This is a genomic window from Stenotrophomonas cyclobalanopsidis, assembly GCF_008710035.1.
Lineage (GTDB): Bacteria > Pseudomonadota > Gammaproteobacteria > Xanthomonadales > Xanthomonadaceae > Stenotrophomonas > Stenotrophomonas cyclobalanopsidis.
In genome coordinates this window covers 174857-193880 of the sequence record NZ_VYKI01000001.1, presented here as the reverse complement: position 1 = coordinate 193880, position 19024 = coordinate 174857, and the positions used below count along the sequence as shown (strand labels likewise).

18 protein-coding genes are annotated in these 19024 nt (G+C 65.7%); 5 read left to right on the top strand and 13 right to left on the bottom strand.

The window, feature by feature from the left end; all coding sequences use genetic code 11:
- The first annotated feature begins 43 nt into the window (after positions 1-43).
- A complete protein-coding gene (locus FJU31_RS00775; protein ID WP_150453080.1) occupies positions 44-1390 on the top strand; it encodes a sigma-54-dependent transcriptional regulator in 1347 nt (448 codons plus the stop codon).
- A complete protein-coding gene (locus tag FJU31_RS00770) occupies positions 1387-2748 on the top strand; it encodes a sensor histidine kinase (RefSeq protein WP_150453079.1) in 1362 nt (453 codons plus the stop codon). Before FJU31_RS00775 ends, FJU31_RS00770 begins: the two co-directional genes overlap by 4 nt.
- Before the next feature lie 110 nt (positions 2749-2858).
- Here the strand turns inward: FJU31_RS00770 and glmU are convergent, their stop codons facing one another.
- Positions 2859-4226 (bottom strand): bifunctional UDP-N-acetylglucosamine diphosphorylase/glucosamine-1-phosphate N-acetyltransferase GlmU, encoded by a 1368-nt coding sequence (gene glmU, locus FJU31_RS00765; protein WP_150453078.1) that lies wholly within the window; start codon positions 4224-4226, stop codon positions 2859-2861.
- Between the two features lie 81 nt (positions 4227-4307).
- On the opposite strand from glmU, the gene FJU31_RS00760 reads away from it, so the two are divergent.
- On the top strand, positions 4308-4694 hold the full coding sequence (locus FJU31_RS00760; RefSeq protein WP_150453077.1) for a GtrA family protein: 387 nt from the start codon (positions 4308-4310) through the stop codon (positions 4692-4694).
- Positions 4695-4887: 193 nt separating this feature from the next.
- Here FJU31_RS00760 and FJU31_RS00755 read toward each other — a convergent pair whose 3' ends face one another.
- The 9 genes from FJU31_RS00755 to FJU31_RS00715 form a co-directional block, all read right to left on the bottom strand.
- Positions 4888-5310 carry a F0F1 ATP synthase subunit epsilon gene (locus FJU31_RS00755; RefSeq protein ID WP_005411127.1) on the bottom strand — a complete coding sequence of 141 codons (423 nt, stop codon included), beginning with the start codon at positions 5308-5310 and terminating at the stop codon, positions 4888-4890.
- A gap of 2 nt (positions 5311-5312) precedes the next feature.
- A complete protein-coding gene (gene atpD, locus FJU31_RS00750) occupies positions 5313-6719 on the bottom strand; it encodes a F0F1 ATP synthase subunit beta (RefSeq protein WP_079223556.1) in 1407 nt (468 codons plus the stop codon).
- Positions 6720-6757: 38 nt separating this feature from the next.
- On the bottom strand, positions 6758-7621 hold the full coding sequence (gene atpG, locus FJU31_RS00745) for a F0F1 ATP synthase subunit gamma (RefSeq protein WP_150453076.1): 864 nt from the start codon (positions 7619-7621) through the stop codon (positions 6758-6760).
- A gap of 95 nt (positions 7622-7716) precedes the next feature.
- On the bottom strand, positions 7717-9264 hold the full coding sequence (gene atpA, locus FJU31_RS00740; RefSeq protein WP_108747433.1) for a F0F1 ATP synthase subunit alpha: 1548 nt from the start codon (positions 9262-9264) through the stop codon (positions 7717-7719).
- A 44-nt stretch (positions 9265-9308) separates the two neighbouring features.
- Positions 9309-9836, bottom strand: coding sequence for a F0F1 ATP synthase subunit delta (locus tag FJU31_RS00735; protein ID WP_079223560.1), 528 nt, complete (start codon positions 9834-9836; stop codon positions 9309-9311).
- Positions 9837-9838: 2 nt separating this feature from the next.
- Complete coding sequence (locus FJU31_RS00730) at positions 9839-10309, bottom strand: F0F1 ATP synthase subunit B (RefSeq protein WP_005419512.1); 471 nt, start codon at positions 10307-10309, stop codon at positions 9839-9841.
- Positions 10310-10415: 106 nt separating this feature from the next.
- Positions 10416-10721 carry a F0F1 ATP synthase subunit C gene (gene atpE / locus FJU31_RS00725; RefSeq protein ID WP_005411133.1) on the bottom strand — a complete coding sequence of 102 codons (306 nt, stop codon included), beginning with the start codon at positions 10719-10721 and terminating at the stop codon, positions 10416-10418.
- Positions 10722-10793: 72 nt separating this feature from the next.
- The gene (atpB, locus tag FJU31_RS00720; RefSeq protein ID WP_079223562.1) at positions 10794-11594 is read right to left on the bottom strand and encodes a F0F1 ATP synthase subunit A; all 801 of its coding nucleotides are present in this window, start codon (positions 11592-11594) and stop codon (positions 10794-10796) included.
- 30 nt (positions 11595-11624) lie between these two features.
- A complete protein-coding gene (locus FJU31_RS00715) occupies positions 11625-11960 on the bottom strand; it encodes a hypothetical protein (protein ID WP_150453075.1) in 336 nt (111 codons plus the stop codon).
- 493 nt (positions 11961-12453) lie between these two features.
- On the opposite strand from FJU31_RS00715, the gene FJU31_RS00710 reads away from it, so the two are divergent.
- The gene (locus FJU31_RS00710; RefSeq protein WP_150453074.1) at positions 12454-13272 is read left to right on the top strand and encodes a hypothetical protein; all 819 of its coding nucleotides are present in this window, start codon (positions 12454-12456) and stop codon (positions 13270-13272) included.
- A gap of 488 nt (positions 13273-13760) precedes the next feature.
- Here the strand turns inward: FJU31_RS00710 and lpdA are convergent, their stop codons facing one another.
- From lpdA to FJU31_RS00695, 3 genes are all read right to left on the bottom strand, one after another.
- Complete coding sequence (gene lpdA, locus FJU31_RS00705) at positions 13761-15569, bottom strand: dihydrolipoyl dehydrogenase (RefSeq protein WP_150453073.1); 1809 nt, start codon at positions 15567-15569, stop codon at positions 13761-13763.
- A gap of 107 nt (positions 15570-15676) precedes the next feature.
- The gene (aceF, locus tag FJU31_RS00700; protein ID WP_150453072.1) at positions 15677-17383 is read right to left on the bottom strand and encodes a dihydrolipoyllysine-residue acetyltransferase; all 1707 of its coding nucleotides are present in this window, start codon (positions 17381-17383) and stop codon (positions 15677-15679) included.
- A 167-nt stretch (positions 17384-17550) separates the two neighbouring features.
- Positions 17551-18066 (bottom strand): DNA-deoxyinosine glycosylase, encoded by a 516-nt coding sequence (locus FJU31_RS00695; protein ID WP_150453071.1) that lies wholly within the window; start codon positions 18064-18066, stop codon positions 17551-17553.
- A gap of 187 nt (positions 18067-18253) precedes the next feature.
- On the opposite strand from FJU31_RS00695, the gene FJU31_RS00690 reads away from it, so the two are divergent.
- Positions 18254-18883, top strand: a complete 630-nt coding sequence (locus FJU31_RS00690) for an OmpW/AlkL family protein (protein ID WP_108770094.1) — start codon at positions 18254-18256, stop codon at positions 18881-18883.
- The last annotated feature ends 141 nt before the right edge of the window (positions 18884-19024 follow it).

Genomic DNA, 19024 nt, shown 5'->3' with positions numbered 1-19024 from the left:
CTACCCCTTACCGGGCATGCCCGGCGCCACCCTTCTGCGAACCATGCCCGCGATCCTGATCATCGACGACAACGCCAGCGTGGGTACCGCGCTGGACGTGCTGTTTTCCCTGCATGACATCGACACCCTGCAGGCGCAGAGCCCGGCTGACGGCCTTGCGATGCTGGAAGCACACGCCGTCGACCTGGTCATCCAGGACATGAACTTCACCGAGGACACTACCTCGGGCGAGGAAGGGGAGGCCCTGTTCGCGCAGATCCGCGCGCGCCATCCCGACCTGCCCGTCATCCTGCTCACCGCCTGGACGCACCTGAGCAGCGCGGTGGATCTGGTCAAGGCCGGCGCCGCCGATTACCTGGCCAAGCCATGGGATGACCGCAAGCTGCTGACCACGGTCAACAACCTGCTGGAACTGTCCGAAGCGCGCCGCGAGCTGGACCAGCGTCGCGCCCGCGAGGAACGCCAGCGCAACGCGCTGGAAGAGAAGTACGAACTGTGCGGCGCGGTGTTTGCCGATCCCGCCAGCGAACGTGTCATCGCCCTGGCCTGCCAGGTCGCGCGTTCGCAACTGCCGGTGCTGATCACCGGCCCCAATGGCGCCGGCAAGGAAAAGATCGCGCAGATCATCCAGGCCAATTCGCTTGTGGCCAAGGGCCCGTTCGTGGCGGTCAACTGCGGTGCCCTGCCCTCCGAACTGATTGAGGCCGAACTGTTCGGCGCCGAAGCCGGTGCGTACACGGGCGCCAACAAGGCGCGTGAGGGCAAGTTCGAAGCCGCCGACGGTGGCACGCTGTTCCTGGACGAGATCGGCAACCTGTCGCTGGGTGGGCAGATGAAGCTGCTGCGCGTGCTGGAAACCGGCCGCTTCGAGCGCCTTGGCTCCAACCGCGAGCGCCAGGTCAAGGTCCGCGTGGTCAGCGCGACCAACGCCGACATGCCGGCAATGATCCGCGACGGCAGCTTCCGCGAAGACCTCTATTACCGCCTCAACACGGTGGAACTGGCACTGCCACCGCTGGCCGAGCGCGCGGGCGACATCGTGCCGCTGGCCGAGCGCTTCCTCAGCGCCGGCAAGCCGCTGTCCACCGCTGCGGCCACCGCACTGCAGCGGCACCCGTGGCCGGGCAACGTGCGCGAACTGCGCAACGTGATCCAGCGTGCCGAGCTGCTGTCCAGCGGCAACCGCATCGAGGTGGCCGACCTCAACCTGCCGCGTGCAGCGGCCGCGCCGCGCCCGACGCCGAGCGCGGGCAATGATCCCGACCGTGCACGCATCGAGGACGTGCTGGCCCGCAACCACGGGGTCATCGCCCAGGCCGCTGCCGAGCTCGGGCTGAGCCGCCAGGCGCTGTACCGGCGCATGGACCGCCACGGCATTCCGCGCGAATGAAACGGCGCTCCTTCACCTTCCTCCTGTTCCTGCGCCTGCTGCCGGTGCTTGCGCTGGCCGCCGCGCTGCCGTGGCTGCTGGCCTACTGGATGAACCACGGCTGGTGGGTGACGGGGATCTCCTCGGTCGTGCTGCTGTCACTGATGTGGTGGTCGCTGCGCCGTGCCACCGCACCGGTACGCTCGCTGATGCGCGCCCTGGCCGGCACCACCAGCAGCTACCGCGATGGTGAGTTCAACTTCGGTGTGTACTGGCCGGGCAACGACGAGCTGGGCGACCTGGTGCAGGCACACCGCGAGCTGGGCGACGTGCTGCGCGAGCAGCGCCAGGGCCTGGCGCAGCGCGAACTGCTGCTGGACACCATGGTGCAGAACACGCCGGTGGCGATGCTGCTGATCGCGGCCGGGGGCGACGGCATTTCCCGCGTGGTGTTTTCCAACCTGGCCGCACGCAAGCTGCTGCACGGTGGCTGGAAGCTGGAAGGCCAGCGCATGGAAGAGGTACTGGAACAGCTTCCGGTGGAACTGCGCGATGCCATCGCACGCGGCGGTGACAGCCTGTTCGCGGTGCGAGCGGAAGCCGAGGAGGGCGTCGAGCCCGATGAGGACGACGAGCAGGTCTACCATCTGTCGCGGCGCGCGTTCCATCTGAACGGCCGCCCGCACGATCTGCTGCTGGTGCGCCAGCTGACCGCTGAACTGCGCCGGCAGGAAGTGCAGACCTGGAAGAAGGTGATCCGGGTGATCAGCCATGAACTGAACAACTCGCTGGCACCCATTGCCTCGCTGGCCCATTCCGGTGGCGAGCTGGTCAGGCGAGAACGCTTCGACCGGCTACCGGAAATCTTCAGCACCATCGAAGACCGCGCCCGCCACCTGGAGGGCTTCATCCGCGGCTATGCGCGCTTCGCCAAACTACCGCAGCCGCAGCTGCAGACCGTGCACTGGGCGCCGTTCCTGTCCAGCCTGCGCCAGCAGATTCCCTTCGGCATGGACCGCGAGCCGGACGAGACGCTGAGCAGCCGGATCGACATCGCCCAGTTCGGCCAGGCACTGCTGAACCTGCTGAAGAACGCGCACGAGGCCTGTGCGGAAGCGGAGCCGCCCAACGACGACGTGCAGGTGCAGCTGACGCGCCTGCCGCAGTGGCTGCGGCTGGACGTGCTGGACCGCGGCAAGGGCATGAACGAGCAGGTGCTGCAGAACGCGCTGATGCCGTTCTACTCAACCAAGCGCAACGGCACCGGCCTGGGCCTGGCGCTGACCCGCGAGATCGTCGAGGCGCACGGCGGCCGGGTATCCCTGCAGAACCGCGGTGATGGCGGCTTGTGCGTGTCGATCCTGCTGCCGGTGAGTTGACCGGGTGGCCGCATCCACGCATGGCGTGGATCTGCTGCCGCCGGGCATGGCCCGGCGCTACCTTGACGGACATTCCCCGGTAGCGCCGGGCCATGCCCGGCGGCCTCTCATCAACCCGTCTTCACCGGCCGCTTCCAGCCATCGATGGTTTCCTGCCGCGCACGGGCCAGGGTCAGCTTGCCGTCCGGCGCATCGCGGGTGATGACCGACCCCGCCGCGATGGTCGCGGCTTCGCCGATCGTCACAGGCGCCACCAGCGCGCTGTTGGAACCGATGAAGGCATTGTCACCAATGGTCGTGGTCGACTTGTTCACCCCGTCGTAGTTGCAGGTGATGGTGCCGGCGCCGATGTTGACCTTGCTGCCGATCACTGCATCGCCCAGGTAGGTCAGGTGGTTGGCCTTGCTGCCCACGCCCAGGGTGACCTTCTTGGTTTCCACGAAGTTGCCCACGTGCACGCCGTCGGCCAGCACGGTGCCGGGGCGCAGGCGCGCGAACGGGCCGATCTGCGCGGCACCCTCGGTCACCACGCCTTCCAGGTCACAGTGCGCGCGCACTTCGGTGCCCGGCCCCAGGCGCACGTCTTTCAGGCGGGTGAACGGGCCGACGGTCACGCCATCGGCCAGCTCTACGTTGCCTTCGAGGATCACATTGACATCGATCAGCACGTCGCTGCCGACCGTGACCTCGCCACGGACATCCAAGCGCGCTGGATCACGCACCCGTGCGCCCTGCGCGCACAGGGCGCGCACCGCGCGGCGCTGCCAGGCACGTTCCAGCTGCGACAACTGCCAGGGATCATTCGCGCCCTCGGCCTCCTGCGCATCGGACACCAGGGCCATCTCTGCCGGGGTGTATTCATGCGCGGCAAACGCGAATACATCGGTCAGGTAGTACTCGCCCTGCGCATTGCTGTTGGAGAGCTGCGACAGCCAGCGGCGCAGCGCGGTCGATTCGGCGGCAATAATGCCGGTATTGATGGTCCGCACCCGCAGCTGGTCGTCGTTGGCGTCCTTCTGCTCGACGATCGAGCCGACCCGGCCTTCAGCATCGCGCAGCACGCGGCCATAGCCGGTCGGGTCGTCGACTTCGGCCACCAGCACCGCAAGGCGGCCCGGCTGCGCCAGCAGGTGGCGCAGGGTGTCCGCACGGATCAGCGGCACGTCGCCGTACAGCACCAGCACCTGCGCCGCATCCGGCACCTCCGGCATCGCCTGCGCCACCGCATGCCCTGTGCCCAGCTGCTGCGCCTGCTCGGCCCACAGCAGGTCGGTCTGGTCGGCGAAGCGCTGCCGCACGGCTTCACCACCATGCCCGTACACCACGTGGATGGCGGCGGGCTGGAGTTCGCGCGCCGCAGCGATGACGTGGGCCAGCATCGGCTGGCCGGCAATCGGCTGCAGCACTTTCGGCAACACGGATTTCATGCGCTTGCCAGCGCCGGCGGCGAGGATGATGACGTGCAGGGCTTGGGTCATGGGCAGCGGTCCGTGGTTCGTTGCCGGTGATTCTAGAGCGTCCGCCGTTAACATGGCGGCCTGTCCGCCTTGATTGCCGCCATGAGCCTGCTCCGCCAGGGAAGCGCCTACATCGTCATCGGCCTGCTGCAGCTGTTGCTGGACTGGCTGGTGTTTGTCGCCCTCACTGCGGCGGGCGTTCCGGTGGCCCCGGGCAACATCGCCGGGCGCGTGGCCGGCATGCTGCTGGGCTTCTGGTTGAACGGGCGGATCACCTTCGCCGATGTGCAGGGCCGGCAGCGCCTGGGCTGGCAGCGCTTCGCCCGCTTCCTGCCGGTGTGGCTGCTGCTGACGGTTGCCAGCACGCTGCTGGTGTCCGCCGCCCATCATGCGCTGGGCCTGCAATACGCATGGCTGGCGAAGCCACTGGTGGAAGCAGCGCTGGCCGCGGTGTCGTTTCTGCTGATGCGCTACGTGGTCTACCGCTGACGGCTGACTCTACCCGTAGGGGCCGCGGAAAAACCTACCCGGTAGAGTCGACCGTTGGTCGACTGCTCTTTCGGGGGCCGCTTGAAACCCGCACTGCGCGCGGTAGTCGACCAACGGTCGACTCGACCAACGCCGCCGGCACAAACAAAAACGCCGGCACGAGGCCGGCGTTCCTGCGGGTGTGGCGCGAACCTCAGTGCTTGAGGGTCTTGCGCAGGCGCTCCAGCGCCTGCAGCTGCACCACGGCTTCGGCCAGCTTCTGCTGGGCCTCGGCCACTTCCATGGCTTCACCGCGGTTGGCCAGGATGCGCTCGGCTTCTTCCTTGGCCTTGCGGACCGAGGCTTCGTCGATGTCCTGCGCGCGGATCGCGGTGTCGGCCAGCACGGTGACCACCTGCGGCTGCACTTCCAGGATGCCGCCGGAAATAGCGAAATCCAGCTGCTCGCCGTTCGGCGTGGTCACCACCACCTTGCCCGGCTTCAGGCGGGTGATCAGCGGTGCGTGCTTGGGCGCGATGCCCAGTTCGCCGAGCTCACCCGTAGCCACGACCAGAGTCGCTTCACCACGGAAGATTTCCTGCTCGGCGCTGACGATGTCGCAACGGATGGTGCTCATGATCAGGCCTTCTCAGCCATCTTCTTGGCCTTCTCGACCGCTTCTTCGATGCTGCCGACCATGTAGAACGCCTGCTCCGGCAGGTGATCGTACTCGCCATCGACGATGGCCTTGAAGCCACGGATGGTGTCCTTCAGCGACACGTACTTGCCCGGCGAACCGGTGAACACTTCGGCCACGTGGAACGGCTGGCTGAAGAAGCGCTCGATCTTGCGGGCGCGCGACACGGCCTGCTTGTCTTCTTCGGACAGTTCGTCCATGCCCAGGATGGCGATGATGTCCTTCAGTTCCTTGTACTTCTGCAGGGTCTGCTGGACGCGCTGGGCGGTGTCGTAGTGCTCGTGGCCGATGACCAGCGGGTCCATCTGGCGGCTGGTGGAGTCCAGCGGATCGACGGCCGGGTAGATACCCAGCGAGGCGATCGAACGCGACAGGGTCACGGTCGAGTCCAGGTGGGCGAAGGTGGTCGCCGGCGACGGATCGGTCAAGTCATCCGCGGGAACGTAGACGGCCTGGATCGAGGTGATCGAACCGTTCTTGGTCGAGGTGATGCGCTCCTGCAGGACGCCCATTTCCTCGGCCAGGGTCGGCTGGTAACCCACGGCGGACGGCATGCGGCCCAGCAGTGCCGACACTTCGGTACCGGCCAGGGTGTAGCGGTAGATGTTGTCGACGAACAGCAGGACGTCCTTGCCCTTGCCGTTTTCGTCCTTCTCGTCGCGGAAGTACTCGGCCATGGTCAGGCCGGTCAGGGCGACGCGCAGACGGTTACCCGGCGGCTCGTTCATCTGGCCGTACACCATCGCCACCTTGTCGAGGACGTTGGAGTCCTTCATTTCGTGGTAGAAGTCGTTGCCCTCACGGGTACGCTCACCCACGCCGGCGAACACGGACAGACCGCTGTGCGCCTTGGCGATGTTGTTGATCAGTTCCATCATGTTGACGGTCTTGCCGACGCCGGCGCCGCCGAACAGGCCGACCTTGCCGCCCTTGGCGAACGGGCACATCAGGTCGATGACCTTGATGCCGGTTTCCAGCAGCTCGGTGGCCGGGGACTGATCTTCGTACGACGGGGCCGCACGGTGGATTTCCCAGCTGTCGCTGGCGGCCACCGGGCCGGCTTCGTCGATCGGACGGCCCAGCACGTCCATGATGCGGCCCAGGGTGCCAGCGCCGACCGGCACGGAGATGCCGCGGTCGGTGTTGACGGCCACCAGGTTGCGCTTCAGGCCGTCGGTGGAACCGAGGGCGATGGTACGCACCACGCCGTCGCCCAGCTGCTGCTGGACTTCGAGGGTGATTTCGGTGTTTTCGACCTTCAGTGCGTCATACACCTTCGGCACCGACTCACGCGGGAATTCGACGTCGACGACCGCGCCGATGATCTGAACGATCTTGCCCTGACTCATTGCTGCATCCTCTAAATGTGTGCTTTGAACGAACGCGGTCAGACTGCTGCCGCGCCGCCGACGATTTCGGAGATTTCCTGGGTGATCGCTGCCTGGCGGGCCTTGTTGTAGACCAGCTGCAGCTCACCGATCAGCTTGTTGGCGTTGTCGCTCGCCGCCTTCATCGCGACCATGCGTGCGGCATGTTCGGAGGCGACGTTTTCCAGCAGTGCCTGGTACACCAGCGACTCGATGTAACGCGTCATCACGTGCTCGAGCACGGTCGCGGCATCGGGTTCGTACAGGTAATCCCAGTCGTGGTGAGCGACCTGCTTCTCAGCCGGCGGCAGCGGCAGCAGCTGGTCGAAGCTGGCCTTCTGCGTCATGGTGTTCACGAAGCGGTTGTAGACCAGGTACACGCGGTCGAGCTTGCCTTCGGTGAAGGCGTCGAGCATGACCTTGATCACACCGATCAGCGATTCCAGCTTCGGCACGTCGCCGATGTGGGTCACGCTGCCGACCATGTTGACCTTCACGCGGCGGAAGAAGGTCGATGCCTTCTGGCCGATGGTCACCAGGTCCACTTCAGCACCCTTGTCCTGCCATGCCTTGGCTTCGCCCAGCATCTTGCGGAACAGGTTGTTGTTGAGGCCGCCAGCCAGGCCGCGATCGGAGGAGATCACGATGAACCCGACCCGCTTGACCTGCTCGCGCTCGACCAGGAACGGATGCTGGTAATCGGTGCTGGCCTGGGCCAGGTGGCCGATCACCTGCTTCATCGCCTGCGCGTACGGACGCGAGGTCTTCATCCGATCCTGCGCCTTGCGGATCTTGGAGGCCGAGACCATTTCCAGGGCGCGCGTCACCTTGCGGGTGTTCTGCACGCTCTTGATCTTGGTTTTGATTTCGCGTCCGCTTGCCATCTCTTGTTTCCCGTGGCGCGGGGCTGTTGCCCCGCGTTGTTCAACCGTTTGTCATCTGGTCCAGCGAAGCATGGCTCCGCTCTACAGGACCGCGATTACCAGCTGCCGGTGGTCTTGAACTCGGCGATGCCCTTCTTGAAGGCACCTTCGATGTCGTTGTCCCAACCGCCGGTGGCGTTGACCTTGCCGACCAGCTCGCCCTGGGTGTTGGCGAAGTGGGCGTGCAGGCCTTCTTCGAAGGCCAGCAGCTTGTTGACCGGCACGTCGTCGAGGTAACCCTCGTTGACGGCGTAGATCGACAGCGCCTGGTTGGCGATCGACATCGGCGCGTACTGCTTCTGCTTCATCAGCTCGGTCACGCGCTGGCCGCGCTCCAGCTGCTTGCGGGTCGCTTCGTCCAGGTCCGAGGCGAACTGCGCGAACGCAGCCAGCTCACGGTACTGGGCCAGCGAGATGCGGATGCCGCCCGACAGCTTCTTGATGATCTTGGTCTGGGCCGAGCCACCGACGCGCGACACCGAGATACCGGCGTTCACGGCCGGGCGGATGCCGGCGTTGAACAGGTCGGTTTCCAGGAAGATCTGGCCGTCGGTGATCGAGATCACGTTGGTCGGAACGAAGGCGGACACGTCGCCGGCCTGGGTTTCGATGATCGGCAGCGCGGTCAGCGAACCGGTCTTGCCGGTGACCTTGCCTTCGGTGAACTTCTCGACGTATTCCTCGGACACGCGGGCTGCGCGCTCGAGCAGACGGGAGTGCAGGTAGAACACGTCGCCCGGGTAGGCTTCACGGCCCGGCGGGCGCTTCAGCAGCAGCGAGATCTGGCGGTAGGCCACGGCCTGCTTGGACAGATCGTCGTACACGATCAGCGCGTCTTCGCCGCGGTCCATGAAGTACTCACCCATGGTGCAGCCCGAGTAGGCGCTGATGTACTGCATGGCAGCCGATTCGGAAGCGGTGGCGGCAACCACGACCGTGTGGGCCAGCGCGCCGTTTTCTTCCAGCTTGCGCACGATGTTGGCGATGGTCGAAGCCTTCTGGCCGATCGCAACGTACACGCACTTGATGCCGGTGCCCTTCTGGTTGATCACCGCATCGATGGCCATCGCGGTCTTGCCGGTCTGGCGGTCGCCGATGATCAGCTCGCGCTGGCCACGGCCGATCGGGATCATCGAGTCGACCGACTTGTAACCGGTCTGCACCGGCTGGTCGACCGACTTGCGCCAGATCACGCCCGGAGCAACGCGCTCCACCGGAGCGGTCAGATCGGTGCCCAGCGGGCCCTTGCCGTCGATCGGCTCGCCCAGCGCGTTCACGACGCGGCCCAGCAGTTCCGGACCGACCGGCACTTCCAGGATGCGGCCGGTGGTCTTGGCGACGTCGCCTTCGCGCAGGTGCTCGTAGTCACCCAGGACCACGGCGCCGACCGAGTCGCGCTCCAGGTTCAGGGCCAGGGCGAAGGTGTTGTTCGGCAGTTCGATCATTTCGCCCTGCATCACGTCGGCCAGACCGAAGATGCGCACGATGCCGTCGGACACGCTGGTCACGGTGCCTTCGTTGCGCGATTCCGCGGCCAGCTTGACCTTCTCGATGCGGTTCTTGATCAGTTCGCTGATTTCGGAGGGGTTGAGCGTGGTTGCCATCGTCAAGTCCTAGTGCCGGCAGCGGGGCCGGACGTTAAATGAATTCAGTTAGCGAGCGCGGTCTGCAGACGGGCCAGCTTGCCCTTCAGCGAACCATCGATGACCACGTCGCCGGCGTCGATGACGGCGCCGCCGATCAGCGAGGCATCGACCGCGGTGGTCACGTCGACCTCACGGTTGAAGCGCTTGCGCAGCGCGACCTTGATCGCATCCAGCTCACCGGCCGACAGTTCGGCCGCCGAGGTCACCGTGGCCTTGACCACGTGTTCGGCTTCGGCGCGCAGGGCGTCGAACATGCCAGCGATTTCCGGCAGCAGCGGCAGACGATGCGATTCGGCCAGCACGGCGAGAAAACGCGAGTACGTCTCACCGTGGGTTTCCGGTGCCAGCAGTGCGACGGCTTCGTCGCGACCCAGCTCCGGGTTGGCGAGCAGGGCCGCCACGCGCGGGTCGGCGGCGACGTGGGCGGAGAACGCCAGGGCGTCCGACCACGGCGCGAACGTGCCTTCGTCACGCGCGGTCGCGAAGGCGGCGCGGGCGTACGGGCGGGCAAGCGTGAGGGCCTGGCTCATCCTTAGATCTCCGAGGCCAGCTCGTCGAGCAGCGCCTTGTGGGCGTTGGCGTCGATTTCGCGCTTGAGCAGCTTTTCGGCACCGGTCACGGCCAGCGCGGACACCTGCTTGCGCAGATCTTCACGGGCACGGTTGGCGGCGGCGTCGATCTCAGCCTGGGCCAGTTCCTTCTGACGGGTGGCTTCGGTGATTGCTTCGTTACGGGCAGCATCAACGATCTGGTTGGCGCGCGCGTGGGCCTGGTCGATGATCTCGTTGGCCTTGGTGCGTGCTTCTTTCAGCGCTTCGTTGACCTTCTCCTGCGCCTGGGCCAGATCTTTCTGGCTGCGGTCGGCAGCAGCGAGGCCTTCAGCGATCTTCTGCTGGCGCTCTTCGATCGCGTTCATCAGCGGCGGCCAGATCTTGGTCGCGATGATCCAGATCAGACCAGCGAAGGCGAGCGCCTGCGCAAGAAGGGTGAAATTGATATTCATGGTTAGCTCGATCGCTGGTTTCGGGGTGGACGCGCCGCCGAAGCGGCGCATCCGGCCTTCATCCGAAACCGGGTGCATCAGCACCCGGTCGTCTCAAACCGCTGTATCAGCCGGCCAGAGCCTTGGTGACGGCGCCAGCGAAGGCAGCCGACAGCGGGTTGGCGAAGGCCAGCAGCAGGCCGACGGCGACCGAGATGATGAACGCGGCGTCGATCAGGCCGGCGGTGATGAACATGCGGACCTGCAGGACCGGGATCAGTTCCGGCTGGCGGGCGGCCGACTCCAGGAACTTACCAGCCATGATGGCCAGACCCAGGCCAGCGCCCAGCGCGGCCAGGCCGATCATGATGCCGACGGCAAGGGCGGTGGAGCTCTGAATCTGCGCGAAGTTGGTCAGGACGGCGAAGTACATGGTTATCTCCAGGAACTAAGTTGCTAAGGGTGATGAAACGGATGAAGGTGAAACTGGTTGAAGCTTGGAACTTTAGTGAGCGTCTTCCGACAGGCTCAGGTACACGATCGACAGCATCATGAAGATGAAGGCCTGCAGCGGGATCACCAGCAGGTGGAACAGCATCCAGCCCAGACCGAATGCACCACCGGCAATGGCACCGAAGAAACCGGCACCACCCAGCACCCAGATCAGCAGGAACACGATTTCGCCGCCGAACATGTTGCCGAACAGTCGCATCGCCAGCGAGATCGGCTTGCTCAGCCACTCGACGATGTTGAGGATCAGGTTGAACGGCATCATCCACTTGCCGAACGGCGCCGTCAGGAATTCCTTGATGAAGCCCAGCAGGCCCTTCGACTTCAGCGCGAAGAACAGCATCAGGAAGAACACGCTGAAGGCCATGCCCAGGGTGGCGTTGACGTCAGCGGTCGGCACCGGCTTCCAGTAGTGGACACCGGCCATTTCCAGCGGCTTGGCGATGAAATCGGCCGGGATCATCTTCAGCAGATTCATCAGCAGAATCCAGAAGAAGATGGTGATGGCGATCGGCGTGACCAGCTTGCTCTTGCCGTGGTAGGTGTCCTTGGCCTGGCGGTCAACAAACTCCAGGCAGATTTCGACGAAGGCCTGCCACTTGCCCGGCACGCCGGCGGTGGCCTTGCGGGTACCCATCCAGAACGCGACCACGATCACCAGGCCCATCAGGACGGCGGTGAGGAAGGTATCGACGTGGATGTGCCAGAACATCCCTTCGCCGTTGCCGACCGGTGCGGTCAGGTTCTGCAGGTGATGCTGGATGTAGCTGGTAGGGGTTAGAGCCTCGCCCGCCATGTGTCCGGAACCTTAGTTAATTGAATTCTGTCAACGCCTGGCCAGAGCCAGGACCTGGAACATCAAACCGACGGCGATACCGGCCAACAGCGCCAATGCAGGCAGCTTGAAGACCAGGAAACCCGCCAGCAGGACGCCGAAAACGACTGCCCACTTCGCAACTACCGCAATGATCAGGCGCGCCATCGCCGAACCTGCTGCAACTGCGCCCCCGCTCAGTGCCATCCGCGCCGCCACCCAACCCCCGGCCGAGACCGCCACGCCGGACAGCAGCGCACCCAGTGCGGCCTTCTGCCCCGCCATCAGCAGGAATGCCAGGGCCAGGACAGCCACTGCGACCAGCGGATAGACCGCGGCGCGCAGCATCAGTCGCCGACCCGCTTCAACGGAGTTCAGCACAGGATGTCCCACATGGTTCTTGTGAAGGGCGGAGGCCGTTACAGCGTGCGTGCCTCATCGAGCCGCCAAATTATATCAGTGGGACAATTTGTGAGACAACCGCTGCCTGTTCATCCGCGGAGCCGCAAGTTGCCGGATCGGCAGGATTTTTACGGCCCACAGGGGGGACAATAGCGTCCGCACCATGTTGCGATGCAGCGCATTCAACTTTGGTCGCAGGCCGCGGAACTTTCCGGAGCGCCGCCTGTCCTATCTTTCGACCTGCCTGCAGCAACCTCGTCGACGCTTCGCCCCGCAGGTCCCAGGATGGCCCCGTAGTCCGCTCCGGGGCCATCTTCTTTGCAGCGCCATGACGGCGCTGAACCGTCTACGCGGCGTGGACCATACGTTCACGTAGGGTGGACGCTCACGTCCGGCACAGTGGCCTTCATTCCGAATTAACCACTGCAAGGACTCTGCGATGCGCCCCGTACCCACCCTGCTCGCCCTCTCGCTGCTCGCCGCCGGCGCCTCGTTCGCCAATGCCGCCCATGCTGCCGAGGGCGATCCGCGCTTCACGCTGCGCGTGGGTGCCATGAACATCGAGAACGACAACACCATCCGCGGCAACACCACCGTTGCCGGCCAGGATGTCAACGTCAGTGAAGACTTCAAGATGGGCGGCAAGGAGTGGGAGCCGCGCATTGACGGCGTGTTCCGCTTCAGCGACCGCCAGCGCCTGATCTTCGACTACTTCAAGTGGGACAAGGACCGCCGCGAGACCCTGGATGACGGCATTGCCTTCGGCCAGATCAACGTGCCGGAAGGTAGCTTCGTCAAGGCCGAACTGAAGTACCAGGTCGCCAGCCTGGTGTACGACTACTCGGTGGTGGACACCGAGAAGTTCGACATGGGCCTGCAGCTGGGCGCCGAGTGGGCAAAGGTGAGCGCCAAGGGCTTTGCCGACCTGGGCAACGTGTACAGCGGCCGCTTCCTGGATGAGAGCGAGAGCGGCGTGGCCCCGGTGGTTGGCGCGCGCCTGAGCTTCACCCCGGCTGACCGCTGGCTGATCAACATCCAGGGCCAGTACCTGAACACCAAGTGGGGCAGCTTTGACGACTACGACGGCGACCTGAGCCGCGCCAACGCCATCGTCGAATACCGCTTCACCGAGACCTTCGGCGTGTTCGCCGGCTATGACTGGTTCAAGCTGGACGTGGACCAGAAGGGCAGCGACGGCGTGATCGGCCTGAAGCAGGAGTTCAAGGGCCCGGTGGCCGGCATCAGCATGACCTTCTGATCGAGCGTCACCCGATCTCCCCAGCGCGGCGCCCGGGCAACCGGCGCCGCGTTTTTTGTGCCGCGTGGGAGCGGTAGAGTCGACTGTCAGTCGACATGCAAGCCCGCGCTGCGCGCGCTCGGCCGGTAGAGTCGACTGTCAGTCGACTGCCCTTCGCCAGAACCCATGCAAGCCCGCGCTGCGCGCGATAGTCGACTGACAGTCGACTCTACCCCTCCGCCGGACCGCCTGGATACCCGCGCTGCGCGCGCTCGGCCGGTAGAGTCGACTGTCAGTCGACTGCCCTTCGCCGGAACCCATGCAAGCCCGCGCTGCGCGCGCTCGGCCGGTAGAGTCGACTGCCCTTCGCCGTAACCCATGCAGGCCCGCGCTGCGCGCGATAGTCGACTGACAGTCGACTCTCCCCCCGGACGCTCCCGCACACAAAAAACCCGGCTTTCGCCGGGTTTTTCATGCCGCACCAAATGCCCGCCGGGCATGGCCCGGCATTACTTCTTTTTGGGGAGGTACAGATCGGTGATCGTGCCGTCGTAGATTTCCGAGGCCATCGCCACCGATTCGCTGAGCGTCGGGTGCGCATGGATGGTGTGGCCGATGTCTTCGGCTTCGGCACCCATCTCGATGGCCAGGCCGATCTCGGCCAGCAGGTCACCGGCGTGCACGCCGACGATGGCACCACCGATGATGCGGTGGGTCTCTTCGTCGAAGATCAGCTTGGTAAAGCCCTCGGTACGGCCGATGCCGATCGCGCGGCCGCTGGCGGCCCACGGGAACTTGGCCACGCCGACCTTCAGGCCCTTGGCCTTGGCTTCGGTCTCGGTGACGCCGACCCAGGCGATTTCCGGGTTGGTGTAGGCCACCGACGGAATCACGCGGGCGACCCATTCCTTCTTGTGGCCGGCAGCCACTTCGGCGGCCAGCTTGCCTTCGTGCGTGGCCTTGTGGGCCAGCATCGGGTTACCGACGATGTCGCCGATGGCGAAGATGTGAGGCACGTTGGTGCGCATCTGGCGGTCGACCGGGATGAAGCCGCGGTCGGTGACCTGCACGCCGGCCTTCTCGGCATCGATCTTCCTGCCGTTCGGCGAGCGGCCCACGGCCACCAGCACGCGGTCGAAGGTGCCCTGCGCCAGGGCAGGCGTCTGGCCTTCCTCGGCAGCTTCGAAGGTCACGGTGATGCCCTTGGCATCGGCGGTGACACCCGAGGCCTTGGTCTTCAGGTGGACGTCGATGCCCTGCTTCTTCAGGCGGTCGGCCAGCGGCTTGACCAGGTCCTTGTCGGCGCCCGGCATCAGCTGGTCCATGAACTCGACCACGGTGACCTTGCTGCCCAGCGCGCCATACACGGTGGCCATTTCCAGGCCGATGATGCCGCCGCCGACGACCAGCAGCGAGCCCGGCACTTCGGCCAGCTCCAGCGCGTCGGTGGAATCCATCACGCGCTTGTCGTCCCACGGGAAGTTGGGCAGCTTCACCGCCTGCGAACCGGCGGCGATGATGCACTTCTGGAAGCGCAGCAGCTGGGTGCTGCCGTCAGCGGCGGTGATTTCCAGCTCGTTGGCCGAGATGAACTTGCCGACGCCCTGCACGCTGCGGACCTTGCGCTGCTTGGCCATGCCGGCCAGGCCCTTGGTCAGCTGGTTGACGACCTTTTCCTTGTACTGGCGCAGCTTGTCCAGGGTGATGGTCGGCTTGCCGAATTCGACGCCGAAATCACCGGCATGGGCCACTTCGTCGATGACCGCTGCGGCGTGCAGCAGGGCCTTGGACGGAATGCAGCCAACGTTGAGGCAAACGCCGCCGAGGCTGGCGTAACGCTCGACCAGCACGGTGTCCAGGCCGACGTCGGCGGCACGGAAGGCGGCGGTGTAGCCGCCCGGGCCCGAGCCCAGCACGACCATTTCGCATTCGATGTCAGCCGGCTTGCCGCTGGACAGCGCCGGCTTCGGTGACGCCGGCTCGGCCGGGGCGCGGTGCGACGGGGTCACCGGCGGCTTGCTGCCCGGGGCGGCTGCCGCCGGGGCGGGCGCTGCGGCCTTGGCCGGGGCTTCGGCGGCACCTTCAGCGTCCAGCACCACGACCACGGCGCCTTCGGAGAGGGTGTCACCCAGCTTGACCTTGATTTCCTTGACCACGCCGGCGGCCGAGGACGGCACTTCCAGGGTGGCCTTGTCCGATTCCAGGGTCACCAGACCCTGATCCTTCTTCACCGTATCGCCGACGGCGACCAACACTTCGATCACCGGCACATCGCTGTAATCGCCGATGTCGGGAACCTTGACTTCAATCGTGGCCATGGTGGTTTTCCTCGTGCCCGGCCGGCGGCGCCGGCGGGCTGTCACTGCATCTGTTCACGCGGCCGCGCCAAGGGGCAGCGGCCGCACGGTGGGGGCGAAGCGGTGCGTTACAGCAGCACGCGGCGCATGTCGGCCAGTACCTGCGACAGGTACGTGGTGAAGCGTGCGGCCAGGGCGCCATCGATGACGCGGTGGTCGTAGCTCAGCGACAGCGGCAGCATCAGCTTCGGTGCGAACTCCTTGCCGTTCCAGACCGGCTGGATGGCGGACTTGGAGACGCCGAGGATGGCCACTTCCGGTGCGTTGACGATCGGGGTGAACGCGGTGCCACCGATGCCGCCCAGCGAGCTGATCGAGAAGCAGCCGCCGCTCATGTCGGCCGGGCCCAGCTTGCCGTCACGCGCCTTCTTGGCCAGTTCGGTGGTTTCCTGCGCGATCTGCACCACGCCCTTCTTGTCCACGTCGCGGATGACCGGCACGACCAGGCCGTTCGGAGTATCGGCGGCGAAGCCGATGTGGAAGTATTTCTTCAGGGTCAGGTTTTCACCGCTGGCATCGAGCGAGGCGTTGAATTCCGGGAACTTCTTCAGCGCCGCGGCGCTGGCCTTGATCAGGAAGGCGAGCATGGTCAGCTTGATGCCGGCCTTCTCGTTCTCCTTGTTCAGCGCCACGCGCAAGCCTTCCAGGTCGGTGATGTCGGCCTGTTCGAACTGGGTGACGTGCGGGATCATCGCCCAGTTGCGGGCCAGGTTCGCACCGGAAATCTTCTTGATGCGCGACAGCGGCTGCACTTCGGTCTCGCCGAACTTGCTGAAGTCGACCTTCGGCCACGGCAGCAGGTTCAAGCCACCACCGGCGGCGACGGCAGCACCGGCTGCGGCCGGCACGCCACCGCTGAGCGCGGCCTTGACGAACTTCTGCACGTCACCCTTGGTGATGCGGCCGCCCTTTTCGGTGCCGCTGATCTGCAGCAGGTCCACGCCCAGTTCGCGGGCGAACACGCGCACGGCCGGGGTGGCGTAGGGCACCTTGGCCGGCAGCACGCCATCGGCGTTGAACTGCACCGGCGGGCTGGTCGGGGTACCGGCCGAGGCGATCTCGCGCGCGGCCAGCTTGTCCGGCTGGGCCGGAACGGCGACCGGCTCGACCTTGGTGGCGGTCTCGGCAGCGGCCGGGGCGGCGGCAGCGGCCGCCTTGGTCGGGGCCGGCGCGGCAGCGCCTTCTGACTCGATGATGGCGACCACGGCACCCTGCGACAGGGTGTCGCCAACCTTGACCTTCAGCTCCTTGACCACGCCAGCGACCGAGGACGGCACTTCCATGGTGGCCTTGTCGCTTTCCAGCGTGACCAGGCCCTGGTCCTTCTTGACCGTATCGCCGACGGCGACCAGCACTTCGATGACCGGGATGTCGGTGTAATCGCCGATGTCCGGCACCAGCGCTTCAACGGCACCGCCGCTGGCAGCCGGGGCGGCCGGCGCAGCAGCGGCCGGGGCGCTCTGGGTGGCGGCAGCCGGGGCAGCGGCCTTGGCCGGGGCCGGGGCAGCAGCAGCCGGCTTGGCAGCCTCGCCTTCAGCCACTTCGATCAGGGCCACGACCTTGCCCTCGGAGAGGTTGTCGCCGACCTTGACCTTGATTTCCTTGACCACACCGGCAACCGAGGACGGCACTTCCATCGTGGCCTTGTCGCTCTCCAGCGTCACCAGGCCCTGGTCCTTCTTGACCGTGTCGCCGACGGCGACAAGCACCTCGATTACCGGGATATCGCTGTAGTCACCGATATCGGGGACAAGTGCTTCCTTGATTTCGGCCATGGGGATAACTCCGGCAATCTGGTGTAGGGAAACGTCTATTGTGCGGCCAGAGGGGGCCAGCGCCAACCGTTACAGGTGTTTTCAGTACGCACGCCGCCGGGACACGCTGTTGCCAAAGGCCTGCGGGCACTTCCAGTGGGTAGCGTATTGTCCCGACGATGTCCGCTTCATGTCGCCAGCGCGTCAGCCAGCGGCTGCCAGGCCTGGCGCAGGCGCGGCAGGGACCACGCGGCATTGGCCGGGCTGGTGGACGGCAGCGCGAGCAGCGCCGGCGTTGCTGCCAGATCCGGCACAACCCAGCGCTGCAGTGCCTGCCAGGCCGCCCCGCCATTGCAGGCGACCAGACGCAGCCGCGGCAGGCCGGTAATCAGTGCGGGCAGCGCATTGGGGACTTCCGAACCGCGCACGATGTCCGCATCCAGGCTGCCCCGCCGCTCGCATTGGCCGATCACATCCCACAGGCCGACACCGGCATTGGCGAGCGCGCGCAGCCGCGCCTCGTAGGCAAGCGCCGGATCGAACCCGCACAGATCCCCGAGGAGCGGCCAGAAACGGTTGCGCGGATGTGCATAGTACTGCTGTTCCTGCAGCGAGGCGACACCGGGCATCGAGCCCAGCACCAGCACGCGGCAATCGCGATCAACGTGCGCAGGCAGGCCGATGCACAACGCATCGCCGCTCACATTCCCTCCAACTGCATGAACAATCGCATATGCATGAAACCCCTATAAAACAGCGGTTTCTCTCTGCCCGCTGAACAATGAAAACCAAATTTTAACGCGCGTCGGATTCGATTCATGTTGAGGCGACTACGGTGGCATCACCCCGCAACCGGGGGCCCAAAACAAGAAACAACAGGAGATATCCCCCATGCGCTCCATCCGTATTCTGAGCCTCGCCCTGCTGACCTCCGCTGCCTTCGCTCCTGCTGCCTTCGCGCAGGACAGCAGCTCCGCAGACACCGCCTCGGGCAAGCATTTTGCCGTGGTTGGTGGTGTATCGCTGCTGCAGCCGAAGAACGATCCGATCGACGGCATCAAGAAGGTTGATGGCGGCCCGGCGCCGACCGTCAGCTTCAGCTACTACGTCAACGACAACTGGGCCGTTGAGCTGTGGGGAGCTGCCGACAAGTTCGACCACCGCGTCAAGGGTCCGGGCAATGCCCGCCTGGGCAGCGTCGAGCAGCAGCCGGTCGCGCTGAGCGGCCAGTACCACTTCGGCCAGGCTGACAATGTGTTCCGTCCGTTCGTGGGCGTGGGTTACTTCCAGTCGGCCTTCAGCAACGAGAACTTCGCCGGTGGCGATGACATCCGCCTGAAGGACGCCAAGGGTGCCATCGGCACCGTGGGTGTGGACATGAACATCAACTCCACCTGGTTTGCCCGCGCCGATGCCCGCTACATGCACTCGCGCCCGGACCTGAAGGTCGCCGGCCAGAAGGTGGGCGAAGCCAAGCTTGACCCGTGGACCGTGGGCTTCGGCATCGGTGCGCGCTTCTAAGCGGTTGCCTGCTCTACTGTGTTGAAACAACGGGCCCTGCGGGGCCCGTTGTTGTTTTGTAGAGTCGAGGGGGGGGGGGGGGGGGGGGGTGGGGTGGGGGGGGGGGGGGGGGGGCCCCCCCCCCCCCCCCCCCCCCCCCCC

What these genes read in the sequence shown, in the direction of transcription:
- lpdA (WP_150453073.1), bottom strand. Translation starts at nt 15,569, where the DNA reads ATGGCCACGATTGAAGTCAAGGTTCCCGACATCGGCGATTACAGCGAT.
- atpB (WP_079223562.1), bottom strand. Translation starts at nt 11,594, where the DNA reads ATGGCGGGCGAGGCTCTAACCCCTACCAGCTACATCCAGCATCACCTG.
- FJU31_RS00730 (WP_005419512.1), bottom strand. Translation starts at nt 10,309, where the DNA reads ATGAATATCAATTTCACCCTTCTTGCGCAGGCGCTCGCCTTCGCTGGT.
- FJU31_RS00770 (WP_150453079.1), top strand. Translation starts at nt 1,387, where the DNA reads ATGAAACGGCGCTCCTTCACCTTCCTCCTGTTCCTGCGCCTGCTGCCG.
- atpA (WP_108747433.1), bottom strand. Translation starts at nt 9,264, where the DNA reads ATGGCAACCACGCTCAACCCCTCCGAAATCAGCGAACTGATCAAGAAC.
- glmU (WP_150453078.1), bottom strand. Translation starts at nt 4,226, where the DNA reads ATGACCCAAGCCCTGCACGTCATCATCCTCGCCGCCGGCGCTGGCAAG.
- atpE (WP_005411133.1), bottom strand. Translation starts at nt 10,721, where the DNA reads ATGTACTTCGCCGTCCTGACCAACTTCGCGCAGATTCAGAGCTCCACC.
- atpG (WP_150453076.1), bottom strand. Translation starts at nt 7,621, where the DNA reads ATGGCAAGCGGACGCGAAATCAAAACCAAGATCAAGAGCGTGCAGAAC.
- atpD (WP_079223556.1), bottom strand. Translation starts at nt 6,719, where the DNA reads ATGAGTCAGGGCAAGATCGTTCAGATCATCGGCGCGGTCGTCGACGTC.
- FJU31_RS00735 (WP_079223560.1), bottom strand. Translation starts at nt 9,836, where the DNA reads ATGAGCCAGGCCCTCACGCTTGCCCGCCCGTACGCCCGCGCCGCCTTC.
- FJU31_RS00690 (WP_108770094.1), top strand. Translation starts at nt 18,254, where the DNA reads ATGCGCTCCATCCGTATTCTGAGCCTCGCCCTGCTGACCTCCGCTGCC.
- FJU31_RS00775 (WP_150453080.1), top strand. Translation starts at nt 44, where the DNA reads ATGCCCGCGATCCTGATCATCGACGACAACGCCAGCGTGGGTACCGCG.
- FJU31_RS00715 (WP_150453075.1), bottom strand. Translation starts at nt 11,960, where the DNA reads ATGCTGCGCGCCGCGGTCTATCCGCTGGTCGCAGTGGCTGTCCTGGCC.
- FJU31_RS00760 (WP_150453077.1), top strand. Translation starts at nt 4,308, where the DNA reads ATGAGCCTGCTCCGCCAGGGAAGCGCCTACATCGTCATCGGCCTGCTG.
- aceF (WP_150453072.1), bottom strand. Translation starts at nt 17,383, where the DNA reads ATGGCCGAAATCAAGGAAGCACTTGTCCCCGATATCGGTGACTACAGC.
- FJU31_RS00710 (WP_150453074.1), top strand. Translation starts at nt 12,454, where the DNA reads ATGCGCCCCGTACCCACCCTGCTCGCCCTCTCGCTGCTCGCCGCCGGC.
- FJU31_RS00755 (WP_005411127.1), bottom strand. Translation starts at nt 5,310, where the DNA reads ATGAGCACCATCCGTTGCGACATCGTCAGCGCCGAGCAGGAAATCTTC.